At 41.5% G+C, this 16,337-nt stretch carries 15 protein-coding genes and 1 riboswitch; of the genes, 9 read left to right on the forward strand and 6 right to left on the reverse strand.

The window, feature by feature from the left end; translation table 11 throughout:
• Nucleotides 1-51: 51 nt before the first annotated feature.
• Together HT691_RS01105 and uvrA are read right to left on the reverse strand one after the other, a co-directional pair.
• Nucleotides 52-1,113 (reverse strand): Xaa-Pro peptidase family protein, encoded by a 1,062-nt coding sequence (locus HT691_RS01105; protein WP_023939696.1) that lies wholly within the window; start codon nucleotides 1,111-1,113, stop codon nucleotides 52-54.
• Nucleotides 1,106-3,937 (reverse strand): excinuclease ABC subunit UvrA, encoded by a 2,832-nt coding sequence (uvrA, locus tag HT691_RS01110; RefSeq protein ID WP_054392562.1) that lies wholly within the window; start codon nucleotides 3,935-3,937, stop codon nucleotides 1,106-1,108. Before uvrA ends, HT691_RS01105 begins: the two co-directional genes overlap by 8 nt.
• A gap of 131 nt (nucleotides 3,938-4,068) precedes the next feature.
• On the opposite strand from uvrA, the gene HT691_RS01115 reads away from it, so the two are divergent.
• The 3 genes from HT691_RS01115 (at nucleotide 4,069) to HT691_RS01125 (ending at nucleotide 6,994) form a co-directional block, all read left to right on the forward strand.
• On the forward strand, nucleotides 4,069-5,013 hold the full coding sequence (locus HT691_RS01115) for a magnesium transporter CorA family protein (RefSeq protein WP_000815623.1): 945 nt from the start codon (nucleotides 4,069-4,071) through the stop codon (nucleotides 5,011-5,013).
• Nucleotides 5,014-5,024: 11 nt separating this feature from the next.
• Nucleotides 5,025-5,708: a DUF1129 domain-containing protein gene (locus tag HT691_RS01120; protein WP_000078022.1), complete on the forward strand. Its 684-nt coding sequence runs from the start codon at nucleotides 5,025-5,027 to the stop codon at nucleotides 5,706-5,708.
• Nucleotides 5,709-5,962: 254 nt separating this feature from the next.
• Nucleotides 5,963-6,994 (forward strand): S66 peptidase family protein, encoded by a 1,032-nt coding sequence (locus tag HT691_RS01125; protein ID WP_054392561.1) that lies wholly within the window; start codon nucleotides 5,963-5,965, stop codon nucleotides 6,992-6,994.
• Nucleotides 6,995-7,045: 51 nt separating this feature from the next.
• On the opposite strand, the gene HT691_RS01130 is transcribed toward HT691_RS01125, so the two are convergent.
• The 3 genes from HT691_RS01130 to ruvA are packed head-to-tail and all read right to left on the reverse strand — an operon-like array spanning nucleotide 7,046 to nucleotide 8,884.
• Nucleotides 7,046-7,720, reverse strand: coding sequence for a type II CAAX endopeptidase family protein (locus HT691_RS01130; protein ID WP_054392560.1), 675 nt, complete (start codon nucleotides 7,718-7,720; stop codon nucleotides 7,046-7,048).
• Nucleotides 7,721-8,281: a DNA-3-methyladenine glycosylase I gene (locus tag HT691_RS01135; protein WP_023932484.1), complete on the reverse strand. Its 561-nt coding sequence runs from the start codon at nucleotides 8,279-8,281 to the stop codon at nucleotides 7,721-7,723.
• Between the two features lie 9 nt (nucleotides 8,282-8,290).
• Complete coding sequence (gene ruvA / locus HT691_RS01140; RefSeq protein ID WP_000271487.1) at nucleotides 8,291-8,884, reverse strand: Holliday junction branch migration protein RuvA; 594 nt, start codon at nucleotides 8,882-8,884, stop codon at nucleotides 8,291-8,293.
• Between the two features lie 156 nt (nucleotides 8,885-9,040).
• Nucleotides 9,041-9,155, forward strand: a riboswitch (FMN riboswitch).
• 133 nt (nucleotides 9,156-9,288) lie between these two features.
• On the opposite strand from ruvA, the gene ribD reads away from it, so the two are divergent.
• From ribD to ribE (HT691_RS01160), 4 genes are read left to right on the forward strand one after another with little or no spacing between them, the layout of a single operon-like run.
• Nucleotides 9,289-10,389: a bifunctional diaminohydroxyphosphoribosylaminopyrimidine deaminase/5-amino-6-(5-phosphoribosylamino)uracil reductase RibD gene (gene ribD / locus HT691_RS01145; protein ID WP_101514508.1), complete on the forward strand. Its 1,101-nt coding sequence runs from the start codon at nucleotides 9,289-9,291 to the stop codon at nucleotides 10,387-10,389.
• Entirely contained in the window at nucleotides 10,374-11,009 is a 636-nt protein-coding gene (gene ribE, locus HT691_RS01150; protein WP_000493848.1) for a riboflavin synthase, read from the forward strand. The genes ribD and ribE (HT691_RS01150) overlap by 16 nt, the downstream gene beginning before the upstream one ends.
• A gap of 19 nt (nucleotides 11,010-11,028) precedes the next feature.
• Nucleotides 11,029-12,234 carry a bifunctional 3,4-dihydroxy-2-butanone-4-phosphate synthase/GTP cyclohydrolase II gene (locus tag HT691_RS01155; RefSeq protein ID WP_007284770.1) on the forward strand — a complete coding sequence of 402 codons (1,206 nt, stop codon included), beginning with the start codon at nucleotides 11,029-11,031 and terminating at the stop codon, nucleotides 12,232-12,234.
• Nucleotides 12,235-12,702: a 6,7-dimethyl-8-ribityllumazine synthase gene (ribE, locus tag HT691_RS01160; protein WP_001099497.1), complete on the forward strand. Its 468-nt coding sequence runs from the start codon at nucleotides 12,235-12,237 to the stop codon at nucleotides 12,700-12,702.
• Nucleotides 12,703-13,026: 324 nt separating this feature from the next.
• Here ribE (HT691_RS01160) and mutL read toward each other — a convergent pair whose 3' ends face one another.
• Nucleotides 13,027-14,976: a DNA mismatch repair endonuclease MutL gene (mutL, locus tag HT691_RS01165; protein ID WP_023932480.1), complete on the reverse strand. Its 1,950-nt coding sequence runs from the start codon at nucleotides 14,974-14,976 to the stop codon at nucleotides 13,027-13,029.
• Nucleotides 14,977-15,181: 205 nt separating this feature from the next.
• Here mutL and HT691_RS01170 point away from each other — a divergent pair, with 205 nt between their 5' ends.
• Together HT691_RS01170 and HT691_RS01175 are read left to right on the forward strand one after the other, a co-directional pair.
• Complete coding sequence (locus tag HT691_RS01170; protein WP_031233446.1) at nucleotides 15,182-15,622, forward strand: LytTR family DNA-binding domain-containing protein; 441 nt, start codon at nucleotides 15,182-15,184, stop codon at nucleotides 15,620-15,622.
• Nucleotides 15,619-16,077 (forward strand): DUF3021 domain-containing protein, encoded by a 459-nt coding sequence (locus HT691_RS01175; RefSeq protein ID WP_023935566.1) that lies wholly within the window; start codon nucleotides 15,619-15,621, stop codon nucleotides 16,075-16,077. Before HT691_RS01170 ends, HT691_RS01175 begins: the two co-directional genes overlap by 4 nt.
• The last annotated feature ends 260 nt before the right edge of the window (nucleotides 16,078-16,337 follow it).

The raw sequence follows: 16,337 nt of genomic DNA on the forward strand, positions 1-16,337 counted from the left end.
AATTTTTTTTGACTTTTTTCGTCATTTTCGTACTTTTTTCTTGACAAACAACTAAATGACTATCAACTCTTTTGGAGCTAGGGTCAATAATTCACAACCTGTCTCTGTAATCAGGATATCATCCTCGATACGAACGCCATATTTGCCTTCGATATAGATACCTGGTTCATCGGTCAAGGCCATACCTGCCTTAATAGTTTCTGTAGAAGTTTGGCTAAAGTAAGGCTCTTCATGGATATCCAGTCCAATACCGTGTCCGATACCGTGGGTAAAGTAGTCACCATAGCCTGCCTCGATGATAATATCACGAGGAATTTTGTCAAAGTCACGGAAACCTAAGCCAGCCTTAGCCTGTTCAATCAAGGCTTGGTTAGCTTTTAGAACTGTATTGTAAATCTCTGCTTGCTCGTCGCTGACATGCCCCAGATAGATAGTCCGTGTCATATCACTGACATAGTGGTCGTAGAGGCAACCGAAGTCCATGGTAATAGCTTCTCCTAGCTCCACTGGTTTGTGCATAGGATGGGCATGGGGTTTGGAAGAGTTGATACCGCTAGCTAGGATAGTGTCAAAAGACAAGCCAGATGCTCCCAACTCACGCATACGGAAGTCAAGGAAGTTGGCTATTTCAATCTCTGTCTTTCCTGGTTTGATAAAGTCAAGCGCATCGCGGAAAGCTTGGTCTGAGATAGAACAAGCCTTACGAATAGCTGCAATCTCCGCTTCATCCTTAATCATTCGAAGACCTTCGACAAACTGAGTTTGTGGAAGCAAGTCAATTCCTTCAAAGGCGGCCTGCATACGATGATAATAAGAAACTGAAATCTCATCTTCAAAACCGATTCGAGACAAGCCCATGTCCTTAACAATGCCTGCAATGACAGCCAATTCATCACGGTCAGCCACAATCTCAAAACCACTGGTTTCTTGCTTGGCTGCAATGATATAGCGAGAGTCTGTCACCAAGACCTGACGGTCACGGCTGATAAAGACTGTTCCGTTTGAGCCCCAAAAACCAGTCAGGTAATAGACGTTTTTAAGGTTATTGATGATGATACCATCTAGTTCTTTTTCTTGCATTTTAGCTAGAAATGCTTGTACACGTTTATTCATGATGTAACTTTCCTTTCAAATAATGTCCTGTGTAGCTGGCTTCCTTGGCCGCTACTTCTTCTGGAGTTCCTGTTGCGATGATGGTTCCACCGCCGACACCGCCCTCAGGACCCAAGTCAATAATATGGTCTGCTGTCTTGATGACATCCAGATTGTGCTCAATAACAAGGACTGTATTACCGTCGTCTACAAAGCGAGCTAAAACCTTAAGCAAGCGAGCAATATCCTCGGTATGAAGACCTGTCGTCGGCTCATCCAGAATATAGAAAGATTTTCCTGTCGATCGTTTGTGAAGTTCACTAGCCAACTTCATACGCTGGGCTTCTCCTCCAGAAAGGGTGGTAGCTGGTTGCCCTAGCGTCACATATCCCAGTCCCACATCCTTGATGGTCTGAAGTTTGCGCTGAATCTTTGGAATGTGTTGGAAGAATTCTACCGCATCGTTGACGGTCATATCCAAGACCTGCGAGATATTTTTTTCCTTGTAGTGGACTTCTAGGGTTTCACTGTTGTAACGGGTTCCGTGGCAAACTTCACAAGCCACATAAACATCTGGCAAGAAGTGCATCTCAATCTTGATGATCCCATCGCCTGAACAGGCTTCACAGCGACCACCCTTGACGTTGAAACTGAAACGGCCCTTCTTGTAGCCTCGAATCTTGGCTTCGTTTGTCTGGGCAAAAAGGTCACGTATATCGTCAAAAACTCCTGTATAGGTAGCAGGGTTAGACCTTGGCGTTCGTCCGATAGGGCTCTGGTCAATGTCAATCAATCGGTCTACATGCTCAATCCCTGTAATAGTCTTAAATTTACCAGGCTTGTCTGAATTACGGTTGAGCTTCTGGGCAATGGCTTTTTTGAGGATGCTGTTGATCAAGGTAGACTTGCCTGAGCCCGACACCCCTGTCACTGCGATGAATTTTCCTAGTGGGAAGCGAGCAGTAACATTTTGCAAGTTGTTCTCACGCGCTCCTGTCACCTCGATAAAACGACCATTTCCGACACGGCGCTCTTCTGGTACTGGAATGGCACGTTTACCTGACAAGTACTGGCCTGTGATAGACTTACTGTTACGAGCTACCTGCTTGGGCGTACCTGCAGCAACAATCTCTCCACCAAAAACACCGGCACCGGGACCAACGTCAATCAGATAATCAGCCTCACGCATGGTATCTTCGTCGTGTTCCACCACGATGAGAGTATTGCCCAAGTCACGCATCTTTTTGAGACTAGCAATCAGACGGTCATTATCCCTCTGGTGGAGACCGATTGACGGCTCATCTAGGATATAGAGGACGCCAGATAGATTGGAACCAATCTGGGTTGCCAAACGAATACGCTGGCTTTCCCCACCTGAAAGGGTTCCTGCTGAACGTGACAGAGTCAGATAATTAAGACCCACATTATTAAGGAAGGTCAAACGATCCTTGATTTCCTTGAGAATGGGACGAGCAATGATGGCTTCATTTTCAGACAAGGTCAGCTGGCTCACCAAGTCCAAGTGGTCTGCGATAGATAGGTCTGAAATGTCTCCGATATGCGGCCCTTGCTCGCCACCCACACGAACAGACAAGGCCTGGTCATTGAGACGATAGCCGTGACAGGTTCCGCAGGTCAGCTCATTCATGTAGAGACGCATCTGGGTGCGGGTATAATCGCTGTTTGTCTCGTGATAACGACGCTTGATATTATTGATAACTCCCTCAAAAGGAATGTCAATATCGCGCACACCACCAAATTCATTCTCATAGTGGAAATGGAATTCCTTGCCATCTGAGCCGTAGAGAATCAAGTTTTTATCTTCTTCTGACAAGTCCTCAAAAGGCTTATCCATATCCACTCCAAAGGTCGTCATAGCCTGCTCTAGCATGTTTGGATAGTAGTTGGATGAGATAGGATTCCAAGGTGCTAGCGCTCCCTCACGTAAGGTCTTGCTGGCGTCTGGCACTACCAAATCAGTATCCACCTCCAACTTGATGCCCAAACCGTCACACTCACTACAAGAGCCAAAAGGAGCATTGAAGGAGAAGAGACGTGGCTCTAACTCTGGAACAGTAAAGCCACAAACTGGGCAGGCATAATGCTCAGAGAAGAGCAACTCCGAATCGTCCATAGTGTCGATAATGACATAGCCTTCTGTAATACGAAGGGCAGCCTCAATGGAATCAAAGAGACGACTACGGATACCCTCCTTGATAACGATACGGTCAACCACGACATCAATATTGTGTTGCTTGCTCTTAGACAAGTCTGGCACTTCGGTCACATCATAGACTTCCCCATCCACACGGACACGGACATAACCGTCTTTCTGAACTTTCTCTATAACACTCTTATGTTGGCCTTTTTTCTTGCGGATGACTGGGGCTAAGATTTGCAGGCGCTGGCGTTCTGGCAACTCTAAGACCTTATCCACGATTTGCTCCACAGAAGAAGCTTTAATAGCTCCATGACCGTTGATACAGTAAGGCGTCCCCACACGTGCGTAGAGGAGACGCAGATAGTCATTGATTTCAGTCGTGGTCCCCACCGTCGAGCGAGGGTTTTTGCTAGTCGTTTTCTGATCGATGGAAATAGCTGGGCTGAGGCCATCAATGGCATCTACATCAGGCTTCTCCATATTTCCCAAAAACTGGCGAGCGTAGGCTGACAAACTCTCCACATAGCGACGTTGTCCCTCTGCATAAAGGGTGTCAAAGGCCAGACTGGATTTCCCTGAACCTGACAAACCAGTCACTACAACCAGCTTGTCCCGCGGAATCTCCACATCAATATTTTTTAAATTATGGGCACGCGCCCCATGAATGACAATTTTATCTTGCATCTTTGTTCTTTCTAGTCCATTATTGCTTACCATTATACCAAAAAAAGTGAGATTCTATTACCCAAAAGGCTGAATTTGTAGTATAATAGTACGGTGTGAAAAAATCTGAAAAATGAGAAAGGATAAGGGATATGAAACAAGTTTTTCTCTCTACAACAACTGAATTTAAAGAGATCGATACGCTTGAACCGGGTACTTGGATCAATCTCGTCAATCCGACTCAAAATGAATCACTGGAAATCGCTAACGCCTTCGATATTGATATTGCGGACCTTCGAGCACCGCTCGATGCGGAAGAAATGTCTCGTATTACCATTGAAGACGAGTACACCCTGATTATCGTTGACGTGCCGGTCACAGAGGAAAGAAATAACCGCACCTACTACGTCACCATCCCGCTTGGTATTATCATCACCGAGGAAACCATTATCACTACTTGTTTGGAACCATTACCAGTCCTCGATGTCTTTATCAACCGTCGATTGCGTAATTTCTATACTTTTATGCGTTCGCGTTTTATCTTCCAGATTCTTTATCGCAATGCAGAGCTTTACCTAACAGCCCTTCGTTCGATTGACCGCAAGAGTGAACAAATCGAAAGTCAACTGCATCAATCAACTCGTAATGAAGAATTGATTGAACTCATGGAATTAGAAAAAACCATCGTCTATTTCAAGGCCTCCCTCAAAACAAATGAGCGTGTGATTAAGAAATTGACCAGCTCAACCAGTAATATCAAGAAATACCTTGAGGACGAAGACCTGCTTGAAGATACCCTGATTGAAACCCAACAGGCCATCGAGATGGCAGACATTTATGGAAACGTCTTGCATTCTATGACAGAGACCTTTGCCTCTATCATTTCTAACAACCAGAACAACATCATGAAAACCTTGGCCCTTGTGACCATCGTCATGTCCATCCCAACCATGGTCTTTTCTGCCTACGGTATGAACTTTAAGGATAATGAAATCCCCCTAAACGGAGAGCCAAATGCCTTCTGGTTAATCGTCTTTATCGCCTTTGCTATGAGTGTCTCGCTCACTCTCTATCTCATCCATAAAAAATGGTTCTAAGAGGAGTTCCTATGTCTCAAATTGATCTACAAAAATTAACTAAGAAAAACCAAGAGTTTGTCCACATTGCTACCCAACAATTCATCAAAGATGGGAAAACAGACGCTGAAATCCAGACTATTTTTGAGGAAGTCATTCCCCAAATCCTTGAGGAGCAATCTAAAGGTACAACTGCCCGTTCCCTATACGGCGCACCAACTCATTGGGCTCATAGCTTCACTGTCAAAGAGCAGTACGAAAAAGAGCATCCAAAAGAAAATGATGATCCAAAACTGATGATTATGGACTCAGCTCTTTTCATCACTAGCCTCTTTGCCCTTGTCAGCGCCCTCACAACCTTCTTTGCGGCAGATCAAGCTTTCGGCTATGGATTGATTACTCTTCTATTAGTTGGACTGGTTGGTGGATTTGCCTTCTACTTGATGTACTACTTTGTTTACCAATACTATGGACCAGATATGGATCGCAGTCAACGTCCACCTTTCTGGAAATCTGTACTAGTTATCCTAGCTTCTATGTTCCTTTGGTTGCTTGTCTTCTTTGCAACAAGCTTCCTACCAGCTAGCCTTAACCCAGTACTGGATCCATTGCCACTAGCTATTATTGGAGCAGCCCTCCTAGCCCTTCGCTTCTATCTCAAGAAACGCTTGAATATCCGTAGTGCAAGTGCAGGACCAACACGCTATCAAGAATAAGAAAACGATAAAAGCAACTGCAGGTGCGGTTGCTTTTTCACTTACTTTTTTGAGTTATACTCAATGAAAATCAAAGAGCAAACTAGGAAGCTAGCTGCAGGTTGCTCAAAGCACAGCTTTGAGGTTGCAAATAAAACTGACGTGGTTTGAAGAGATTTTCGAAGAGTATTAAAAGTATTCTTCTGAAATCCCACATAGCTTTCTCTTATATTTTGTGATAAAATAGGCTCAATCTATTTCTAGGAGGATGAGATATGGTTTCTACTATTGGTATTGTTAGTTTATCTAGTGGCATTATCGGAGAGGATTTTGTCAAACACGAAGTGGACTTGGGTGTCCAACGTCTCAAGGACCTGAGACTCAATCCTATCTTTTTGCCCCATTCGCTAAATGGATTAGACTTTATCAAGAACCATCCTGAAGCTCGTGCAGAGGATTTGATTCATGCCTTTTCTGATGATAGCATCGATATGATCCTATGTGCCATCGGTGGAGACGATACCTATCGCTTACTACCTTATCTTTTTGAAAATGACCAACTACAAAAGGTTATCAAACAAAAAATTTTTCTTGGCTTCTCAGATACAACCATGAACCATCTCATGTTGCATAAACTAGGAATCAAAACTTTTTATGGTCAATCCTTCTTAGCAGACATTTGTGAATTAGACAAAGAAATGCTAGCCTATAGCCTTCACTACTTCAAAGAATTGATTGATACGGGAAGAATCTCAGAAATCCGCCCTAGTGACGTTTGGTATGATGAACGAACTGATTTTAGTCCCACGGCCCTGGGGACACCTCGTGTCAGTCATGCAAATACCGGTTTTGACTTGTTGCAAGGAAATGCCCAGTTCGAGGGGAAAATCCTCGGTGGTTGCCTCGAATCCCTCTACGATATCTTTGACAACTCTCGATACGCAGACAGCACGGAGCTCTGCCAACAATACAAACTTTTCCCTGACTTGTCAGACTGGAAAGGAAAGATCCTCTTGCTAGAGACAAGCGAAGAAAAGCCTGATCCAGGAGACTTCAAAAAGATGTTGCAGACTTTAAAGAACACTGGCATATTCGCGGTCATCAGTGGACTCCTGGTCGGAAAACCTATGGATGAAACTTTCTATGACGACTATAAAGAGGCACTATTGGATATTATTGACAGCAATATCCCGATTATCTATAATCTAAATGTCGGCCACGCAACTCCAAGAGCCATTGTTCCCTTCGGAGTCCATGCTCATGTAGATACACAGGAACAAGTCATTCGCTTTGACTATAACAAATAAAGCTGGGAAAAGTTTCTCAGCTTTTTCTCAGTATCATTACTGGTATTTTCATCACATACTACTGATAGCTAAAATGATCAAGGAGAGGCTGTTGCTTAACATGTGAATAAGTAGAGGATAGTAGATATTCTCCTTTTCTTTCACATAAGTAATAGAAAGGGCAAGGCCAGCACCTAGATAACCGACTGCACCGACCCACTCGGATAGATCCAAGCTGTGCATATGAGTTAAGGCAAAAGCAAGGCCGGCTATAAAGATACTCAGCCAAGTTGGCAGATTTTTTCTCAAATATCTCAATAGAGTTTGACGGAAAATTAATTCTTCTACCAGAGGTCCAATAACACAAGCAAAAACAGCTATCAGTATTGGTTGCTCTTGAAAAGTGCTTTGAATATTCGACTGGTTTAGACCTTGTCCGACTAGCCCAAAAAACTGCTTCAACATCTCTGATACAAATTCAAAGACAAAAGTCATCAGAAAGAGAAATAGCCATCCTGTTAAGACGCCAAAGAAGAATTTCCTTTTAGTCTTTCTAATCTCATTCCATTGTTTGATCAATCTATCCTTAAACAAGAAAGAGCTATATAGAGCTAGTACTACATAAACTAGATAATTTGCAATGGCAGATGGCATCAAGAAAGCCAGCAATTTAACGCCATCAAACACAAAGAGGACTGTATAGAGAATCGCAAAAATCAGAATTCCCTTATTTTTGTTAGACATCATTTAATTCCCCTTCCATTCACAATCATTTTCATGGTCATCAACCAGCCCTGCAGCCTGTAGAAAAGACAAGACCGCGACTGGACCTGTGAACTTGAAACCTCGTTTTTTGAGATCTTTGGCTAATTTTTCAGACAAAGCGGTTTTAGCTGGGGCTTGGCGGTAGTCGGGAACATCATTGACGATCGTTTTCCCCTCAACAAAAGACCAAAGATAGGCATCAAAAGAGGCATATTCTGCCTGTAATCGTTGAAAGGCTTGGGCGTTAGCGCGTGTAGCAAAAATCTTGGCTCTATTTCGAATGATGGCTGGATTATCCAGCAAGGCTTCCAATTCGGTGTCGGTCATCTCTGCGACTGCTTGAATTTGATAGCTATGAAAGGCTTCTCGGAAAGCTTGGCGTTTGTTGAGCACCGTTTCCCAAGACAGACCCGCTTGATAGGTTTCCATACACAACAACTCAAACAATGCTTTATCATCATGGAGGGGTTGCCCCCACTCCTCATCATGATAGGCAATGTAGAGCTGATTGGTCATCTTGACCCACAAACAACGTTTTGTCATTCTCTGCTCCTATTTGACCAACATTTTAAGGGCCGACTTGATATAGTTCTCAGCTGTATCTGTCGTTCCTTCAAAGAATTTCTTGATTTTCTTGAGCTCTGTTGCCTTGTAGCCCAGAGCCAACATGGCTTCCATAGCTTCTTCCAATTCTTGGTTTTCAGCACTTGCTTGCACTGCGACCTTGGCAGGAAGGTCATCTCCTGCAACTACTACCTTGCCTTCCAAGTCCAGCACCATCTGCTGGGCTGTTTTCTTGCCAATTTTAGGGAACTTGGTCAAGTAGGTGATGTTCTTGGTTTCAATGGCTTGAACCAAGCCAGCATTGTCATCAGCAGCGATAATAGCAAGAGCTGATACAGGACCAATCCCAGAGACCGAAATTAGACTAAGAAAGAGCTTTTTCTCATCCTCTGAGCGAAATCCATAAAGCAAATGGGCGTCCTCACGCACAACCTGATGCACATAAATCTGAGCCTCCTGATTAACCTGACCTGAATAGGCATAAGGATTGGCCACATGCAGGATATAACCAATACCATTGGTTTCAAGAACAATGTATTTGGCAGTAATTTTGGTAATGATTCCTTTTAAATATGCGTACATAGTGTTCCTTCTCTCTTATTTCGTTTATCTAGTATATCATATTTTCTTTATCCGAGGAGCGAGAATCGATTATCACAAATACAGTATATCAAAAACAATCGGTATTTATCTGTTGACATATTCAAAATTAAGTACTATAATCATCTGTAATTGAATAACTATCTTCAGGGCAGGGTGCAATTCCCTACCGGTGGTATAGCCCACGAGCCGAAAGGCATGATTTGGTGAAATTCCAAAGCCGACAGTATAGTCTGGATGAAAGAAGATAAAAGTATATTTGTGCTTTTTGCGTGCTCTGAAATGATTACTTGTCATTTCAGAGCATTTTTGTTAATCGCATAAGTTTTCTTTTGTATGCCTTGAGTAGTCCCCTATTCAAGGTATATTTTTTTGGAGGTAGTGAGATGAGCGATTCAAAATATATGAAATTAGCAATAAAACTGGCACAAAAAGGGGCTGGTTACGTCAATCCCAATCCTATGGTTGGCGCAATTATTGTAAAAGATAATCACATTATCGGACAAGGTTATCATGAGTTTTTTGGTGGCCCACATGCTGAGAGAAATGCTCTTAAAAACTGTAGAAAATCCCCTGTCGGAGCGACGCTTTATGTAACACTTGAACCCTGTTGTCACTTCGGGAAAACACCTCCCTGTATAGATGCTATAATCGATAGTGGTATTACAAGAGTAGTCATTGGAAGCCTAGACTGTAATCCTATTGTATCTGGAAAAGGAGTAAAGATACTTGAGGAAAATAATCTTCAAGTTACTGTTGGAATTTTAGAAAATGAGTGTCTTAACTTAATAAAAAGTTTTAGAAAGTATATTACCCAGCATGTACCCTATGTTTTTATGAAATATGCAATGACAATGGATGGAAAAATAGCCACTAAAACAAATCAATCCAAATGGATTACTGAAGAAGAGGCAAGAAAGCATGTGCATCAGTTACGACACCATGTTAGTGCAATTATGGTGGGAGTCAATACTGTTATTCAAGACGATCCTTTGCTGACATGTAGATTGGAGGAAGGGAAAAATCCTATCCGTATCATATGCGATACACATTTACGAACTCCTCTTACCTCTAAAATCGTAAAAACAGCAAATGATATTAAAACTTACATTGCCACTTCCTCTGAAGACAAAAATAAAATGAAGCTATATCAAAATCATGGCTGTGAAATACTTTCCATAAAGAAAAAAGGCAATCATATAGACTTATCGAGTTTAATGCAACATCTAGGAAACATGCAGATTGATAGCCTAGTTCTAGAAGGGGGCAGTCTAATGAATTGGAGTGCTTTGGAACAACAAATTGTTGATGAGCTGAAAATATATATTGCACCAAAAATTTTTGGAGGCAGTGCCAAGTTTCCTGTCGGAGGTGAAGGCATTTCTTTGCCAAATGACGCTATTAGATTGAAACCTTATGCTTTTTCTCAAATAGGAAATGACTATCTCATAGAAAGTGAAGTGATTTATCCATGTTCACAGGAATAATTGAAGAAATCGGAAAAGTTGAAAGAATACAGAAAGACTCTCGTAATTGTAAACTATCAATTAAAGCCTCAAAAATATTAACGGATATCCATTTAGGCGATAGTATAGCAGTAAATGGTATCTGTCTTACAGTTACTCATTTCAATCATCAATCCTTTACAGTTGATGTAATGAATGAAACATGGAGTCGAACAGCTCTTACTCTATTAAAACATGGAAGTGAGGTGAATCTAGAAAGAGCCTTATCTGTCAACGGTCGACTTGGGGGTCACGTCGTTACAGGACACATTGATGGTACAGGAAAAATCTCGTCAATAAAAAAAGATAATAATGCTGTATGGTATCAAATCAACACACAAAAAGAAATTTTAGATTTAATAGTTGAAAAAGGATCTATTACAATTGACGGCATTAGTCTGACTGTCGCTAAAGTCTCCAAAGTAAACTTTTCAGTATCTGTTATCCCTCATACCTTGGAACAAACCATTCTTAAGAGTAAACAAGTCGGGAGTACAGTAAATCTTGAAAATGATATCTTAGGTAAATATGTGCAAAAACTGATGGATAATTCTCCAAAATCAGAAATATCTAAGGAACTATTATATCAAAATGGATTTTAGCAGAAAGGATAATCAGTCAATGGAATATCGAAAAATACAAGAAGCATTAGAAGCATTGCAGAAGGGACGACTTGTTCTTGTTATAGACGATAAGGATAGAGAAAATGAAGGAGACTTAATTTGTTCTGCACAAGCAGCTACAACAGAAAATGTTAATTTTATGGCTACTTATGCCAAAGGATTAATTTGTATGCCTATGAGCGAAAGTTTAGCTAATCAATTAATGCTTTCACCTATGGTTGAAAACAATACAGATAATCATAAGACTGCTTTTACAGTTTCAATTGATTATAAAGAAACGACCACAGGTATTTCTGCCGAGGAAAGAGGACTGACCGCACGTATGTGTGTAGCTGAAGATATAATACCCTCTGATTTTCGCAGGCCAGGACACATGTTTCCTTTAATTGCAAAAAAAGGTGGTGTTCTAGAAAGAAATGGACACACAGAAGCAACTGTTGATTTATTAAAATTAGCTGGACTAAAAGAGTGTGGCCTATGTTGTGAAATAATGAATCATGATGGCAAAATGATGAGAACAGATGATTTAATTCAGTTCTCGAAGAAACACAAGATTCCACTAATTACCATCAAAGAATTACAAGAATATAGAAAAGTATATGATCAGCTGGTAGAACGAGTTTCAACTGTCAATATGCCTACTAGATACGGTAATTTCAAAGCAATTAGCTATATAGATAAACTAAATGGGGAACATCATCTTGCTCTTATTATGGGAAACATAGAGGATGAAGCCAATGTATTATGTCGGGTCCACTCCGAATGTTTAACAGGAGATGTTTTAGGCTCTTTACGTTGCGATTGTGGACAGCAATTCGATAAAGCTATGAAAATGATTGTTGAGAATGGTTCGGGTGTCTTACTTTACTTGCGACAGGAGGGACGAGGAATTGGACTTATCAATAAATTAAAAGCCTATCATTTACAAGATCAAGGCATGGATACGCTTGATGCCAATCTTGCATTAGGCTTTGAAGGTGATTTAAGAGAATATCATATTGGAGCACAAATGCTTAAAGACCTAGGACTACAGTCACTACATTTACTGACAAATAATCCTGACAAAGTTGAACAGTTAGAAAAATATGGAATTACCATTTCCAGTAGAATACCAATCGAAATAGAAGCCAATCCTTACGATAGTTTTTATTTAGAAACAAAGAAAAATCGAATGGGTCACATTTTAAATATGGAGGAAAAATAAATGAACACTTATGAAGGTAATTTAGTAGCGAACGATATTAAAATCGGTATTGTTGTAGCGAGATTTAATGAATTTATAACTTCAAAATTATTATCTGGAGCACTGGATAATCTCAAAAGAGAGAATGTAAACGAGAAAGATATCGAGGTGGCCTGGGTTCCAGGAGCTTTTGAAATACCTCTGATTGCATCAAAAATGGCAAAAAGTAAAAAATATGATGCAATTATCTGCTTGGGAGCTGTCATTAGAGGGAATACAAGTCATTATGATTATGTATGTAGCGAGGTATCTAAGGGAATCGCCCAAATCAGTTTAAATAGCGAAATCCCAGTTATGTTTGGTGTGCTAACGACAGATACAATTGAACAAGCCATAGAACGAGCTGGCACTAAAGCAGGAAATAAGGGTTCTGAGTGTGCACAAGGCGCTATTGAAATGGTCAACCTAATTCGTACATTAGACGCATAGAACAGACTCTACTTTTAGACGAATAAAGAAACTTGGCAAAATCGCAATTTAATACTCTGTGAAAATCATAGAGCAAACTAGGAAACCAGTCGCAGAGTGGTAAAACACAACTTCGATGTTACAGACAAAACTAGCAAAATTAGCTCAAAACACTGTTTTGAGATTACTGATAAAACTGACCTGGTTTGAAGAGATTTTCGAAAAGAATTAGGAAAAAATGAAGTAAATATTTCTATGATAAAACGCATAAAATCAAGGTTTTTGAACACCTGATTTTATGCGTTTTTCTGATTTTGAACATTTTTCCCAGACTTTTTTATACTTTTAATATTTCCCCAACTCACGGAGACTGGTGTGATTTTCCTGAATACGTCGGAACATCTTTTCCATATCCGACTTGGTAAAATGCACCAAAACAGGACGTCCGTGAGGACAGTTATAGGGATTGTCACATTGAGAAAGCTGATAGAGGAGTTGTCTAGCTGAATGATCATCAATACGATGATTGGCCTTGATAGATCGCTTGCAAGACATCATGATAGCCAGCTCTGCTCGGTATTTCTTGATAGAAACTTCCTTGGTCAAAAGGAGCATGTCGCACATCTCATAGATGCCTGATTCAATCTCTTCTTCTGCCATCCAAATAGGATGTTCACGTAGAATAAATTGATTTTCTCCGTACTCTGCTAGAAAGACGCCCACTTCCTCTAAGAGAGGCATTCTTTCCTTGAGACGCAGGGCATCATCCGCAGGAAATTCAAAGATATAGGGCACTAGGAGTTGCTGCTGGCTCTGGTCAACATTGCCAATGCTTTCACGGTACTCCTCGTACTTGACCCGTTCCTGAGCAGCGTGCTGATCTATGATGTAAAGTCCATCTCGCCCTTGGGCAAAGAGATAAGTCCCGTGCATTTGTCCGAAAAACTCCAACTCTGGGAAGCTGGATGCTTCTTCTCGTTCCAGTTTGTCATAAGCCTTATCGATGCTAGCAAGATCTAACTCTGGATGGTCTAGCTGGTCGTAGTTAGCAGGCTTTCTCTCTGCAAAATGCAGTTTTGCTGGCTTGGTCAATTGATCCAAGGTTTCTTTGGCAAACAGAGTCAAATCCTGCCTTTCCTCAGTCAATTCCACCTGATAATCAGCCACCTCAGCTTGACTAGGTCTTGTAGGCTCAGTTTTCTCATAGTAGAGCGTATTTTCTTTGAGTGGGAGAATAGTTTGCTCCACCTTCTCACGATTGCGCACAGTCGATTTGGCAAGATTTTCCAAGGCATCTGGTATCAAGGTTTGTTCCTTGAGACTGTTGGAAATAGCTTCTGAGACCAACGTCATCAGTTCTTTTTCCTTGGAAATCCGCACCTCTTGCTTGGTTGGATGCACATTGACATCCGCTAGATAAGGGTCGATATCAATGTGAATGACAGCCAGTGGAAAACGCCCCACCATGAGCTTACTGCCATAGCCGTCAAGAATTGCACGGTTGAGTAGAAAGTTCTTGATATAACGGCCATTGATGAAGAGACTGATATAATTGCGATTGGCCCGAGTTAACTCAGGCAAGGACACAAAGCCTGAAATTTCGAAATCAAGGTCAGAGTTCTCAATTTCAATCATCTTCTTGGCACTGACCAAACCATAAATTCCTGCGATTGCTTGTCGCAGTTGACCAGTCCCTGCTGTCCGCGTCATTTCCTTGCCATCACTAATCAAGCTAAAAGAAATCTCAGGATGGGCCAAGCCCAGACGGTTGACAATATCAATAATATGAGACAGCTCCGCTTGCTGACTCTTCATATACTTGAGGCGGGCAGGCGTGTTGAAAAAGAGGTCCTCCACACAAACCTTGGTTCCCACAGGACTAGTCGCTGGGATGACTTCCTCAACTTCTCCCCCACGCGCGACTAATTTTGTCCCATGACTTGCGCCATCCACCGCAGTCAAAAGAGTTAAAACGCTGACGGATGCGATAGAAGGCAGAGCTTCACCACGAAAACCAAGCGTCCGAATTCGAAAGAGGTCTGCTTGATTTTTTATCTTACTGGTCGCATGACGACGCAGGGCCAATTCCACCTCATCGTGGGCAATTCCATGACCATTATCTGTGATTTGAATCTTCTTGAGACCAGCTTCCTCAATCTCAATGATAATCTGACTAGAACCCGCGTCAATAGCATTTTCTACCAGCTCCTTAACAACGCTAGCTGGACGCTCGATAACCTCTCCAGCTGCAATCTGGTTTGCCAGCACCTCTGGCAATTCAATAATATGAGACATTTTTCAGCCCCTTTCTGTATCTATTTTCCTAGAAATTGATTAGTGCTATTATACCATATTTCAGATAGGACAGAAAAGCTCCACCACATAGAAGCCAAATCCCTCCACATAAACAAAGTCCCTTGCAAGGGGCTGAAAAATAGTGTTTAATAAAGGTGTACAAGAAGTGATCACAATTTTGTATGAAAAACAAGGAGAGAAATTTATGAAAGTAGAACTACAGATTAGTGAAACTTACGAAGAGGAAAAGCTGATTGTTCAAGCACCTCAGCCGACAGATAAAGTCCAGAAACTCATCGAGTTCGCAGAAAATCTGGATCGAACAGAAAAAATCAAAGGAAAGATTGATAATCAGGTCTATCTCGTTAAGATTGGTAAGATACAACGCTTCTATATCGAGAATCGAAAGGTTCTAGCAGAAACCGCGAGTCAGACCTACACCATTGACTTACGACTCTATCAGGTCCTTGAAATTCTGCCAACCAATTTTATCCAAATTTCCCAATCAGAAATCATCAATATCGATTTCATCTCTCATCTCAAGCTCACCCCCAACGGCCTAGTAGAAATTTTCTTGAAAAACGAAAGCTTCACCTACTCTTCACGCCGTTATCTAAAAACCATCAAGGAGAAATTAGAACTATGAAAAAACAAATCTTTCACGACGCAGCCGCCGGTGTTCTTATCGGCCTCATCCTCTCTATCATCTTTTCACTCATTTATGCACCAAATACCTACGCACCGCTCAATCCCTACTCTCTCATCGGCCAAGTGATGACTCAACATCAGGTTCACGGTGCCCTGGTCTTGCTCTACTGTACTCTTATCTGGGCAGCCATCGGTATTCTCTTCAACTTTGGTAAACGATTATTCAGCCGTGACTGGAGCATGCTTCGTGCGACGCTTTCCCATTTCTTCCTCATGCTGGCTGGCTTTATCCCACTGGCAACTCTGGCAGGTTGGTTCCCTTTCCACTGGTTCTTCTATCTCCAGCTCATTATCGAGTTTGCGATTGTCTATCTCATCATCTGGGCTATTCTCTATAAAAGAGAGGCTAAAAAAGTGGATCACATCAATCAACTCTTGAAGCATAAAAAGTAAGAACCTCATAATAAGCAAAGCCGAGAAAGAAACTTCTCGGTTTTTCTTTATCCTGCTGCACCTTATACTCAATGAAAATCAAAGAGCAAACTAGGAAGCTAGCCGCAGGTTGCTCAAAACATTGTTTTGAGATTGCAGATAAGACTGACGAAGTCAGTAACCATACCTACGGTAAGGCGACGCTGACGTGGTTTGAAGAGATTTTCGAAGAGTATTGCTATCATAGTAGTTATTTTCAGATCTTCTTTGTAAATTTTCTG

Source organism: Streptococcus sp. 477, from assembly GCF_013277295.1.
GTDB classification, from domain to species: Bacteria; Bacillota; Bacilli; order Lactobacillales; family Streptococcaceae; genus Streptococcus; species Streptococcus pseudopneumoniae.

Bases quoted from the DNA above. Each gene is read 5' to 3' on its own strand.
- HT691_RS01105 (WP_023939696.1), bottom strand. From the start codon at position 1,113: ATGAATAAACGTGTACAAGCATTTCTAGCTAAAATGCAAGAAAAAGAA.
- uvrA (WP_054392562.1), bottom strand. From the start codon at position 3,937: ATGCAAGATAAAATTGTCATTCATGGGGCGCGTGCCCATAATTTAAAA.
- HT691_RS01115 (WP_000815623.1), top strand. From the start codon at position 4,069: ATGAAACAAGTTTTTCTCTCTACAACAACTGAATTTAAAGAGATCGAT.
- HT691_RS01120 (WP_000078022.1), top strand. From the start codon at position 5,025: ATGTCTCAAATTGATCTACAAAAATTAACTAAGAAAAACCAAGAGTTT.
- HT691_RS01125 (WP_054392561.1), top strand. From the start codon at position 5,963: ATGGTTTCTACTATTGGTATTGTTAGTTTATCTAGTGGCATTATCGGA.
- HT691_RS01130 (WP_054392560.1), bottom strand. From the start codon at position 7,720: ATGATGTCTAACAAAAATAAGGGAATTCTGATTTTTGCGATTCTCTAT.
- HT691_RS01135 (WP_023932484.1), bottom strand. From the start codon at position 8,281: ATGACAAAACGTTGTTTGTGGGTCAAGATGACCAATCAGCTCTACATT.
- ruvA (WP_000271487.1), bottom strand. From the start codon at position 8,884: ATGTACGCATATTTAAAAGGAATCATTACCAAAATTACTGCCAAATAC.
- ribD (WP_101514508.1), top strand. From the start codon at position 9,289: ATGAGCGATTCAAAATATATGAAATTAGCAATAAAACTGGCACAAAAA.
- ribE (WP_000493848.1), top strand. From the start codon at position 10,374: ATGTTCACAGGAATAATTGAAGAAATCGGAAAAGTTGAAAGAATACAG.
- HT691_RS01155 (WP_007284770.1), top strand. From the start codon at position 11,029: ATGGAATATCGAAAAATACAAGAAGCATTAGAAGCATTGCAGAAGGGA.
- ribE (WP_001099497.1), top strand. From the start codon at position 12,235: ATGAACACTTATGAAGGTAATTTAGTAGCGAACGATATTAAAATCGGT.
- mutL (WP_023932480.1), bottom strand. From the start codon at position 14,976: ATGTCTCATATTATTGAATTGCCAGAGGTGCTGGCAAACCAGATTGCA.
- HT691_RS01170 (WP_031233446.1), top strand. From the start codon at position 15,182: ATGAAAGTAGAACTACAGATTAGTGAAACTTACGAAGAGGAAAAGCTG.
- HT691_RS01175 (WP_023935566.1), top strand. From the start codon at position 15,619: ATGAAAAAACAAATCTTTCACGACGCAGCCGCCGGTGTTCTTATCGGC.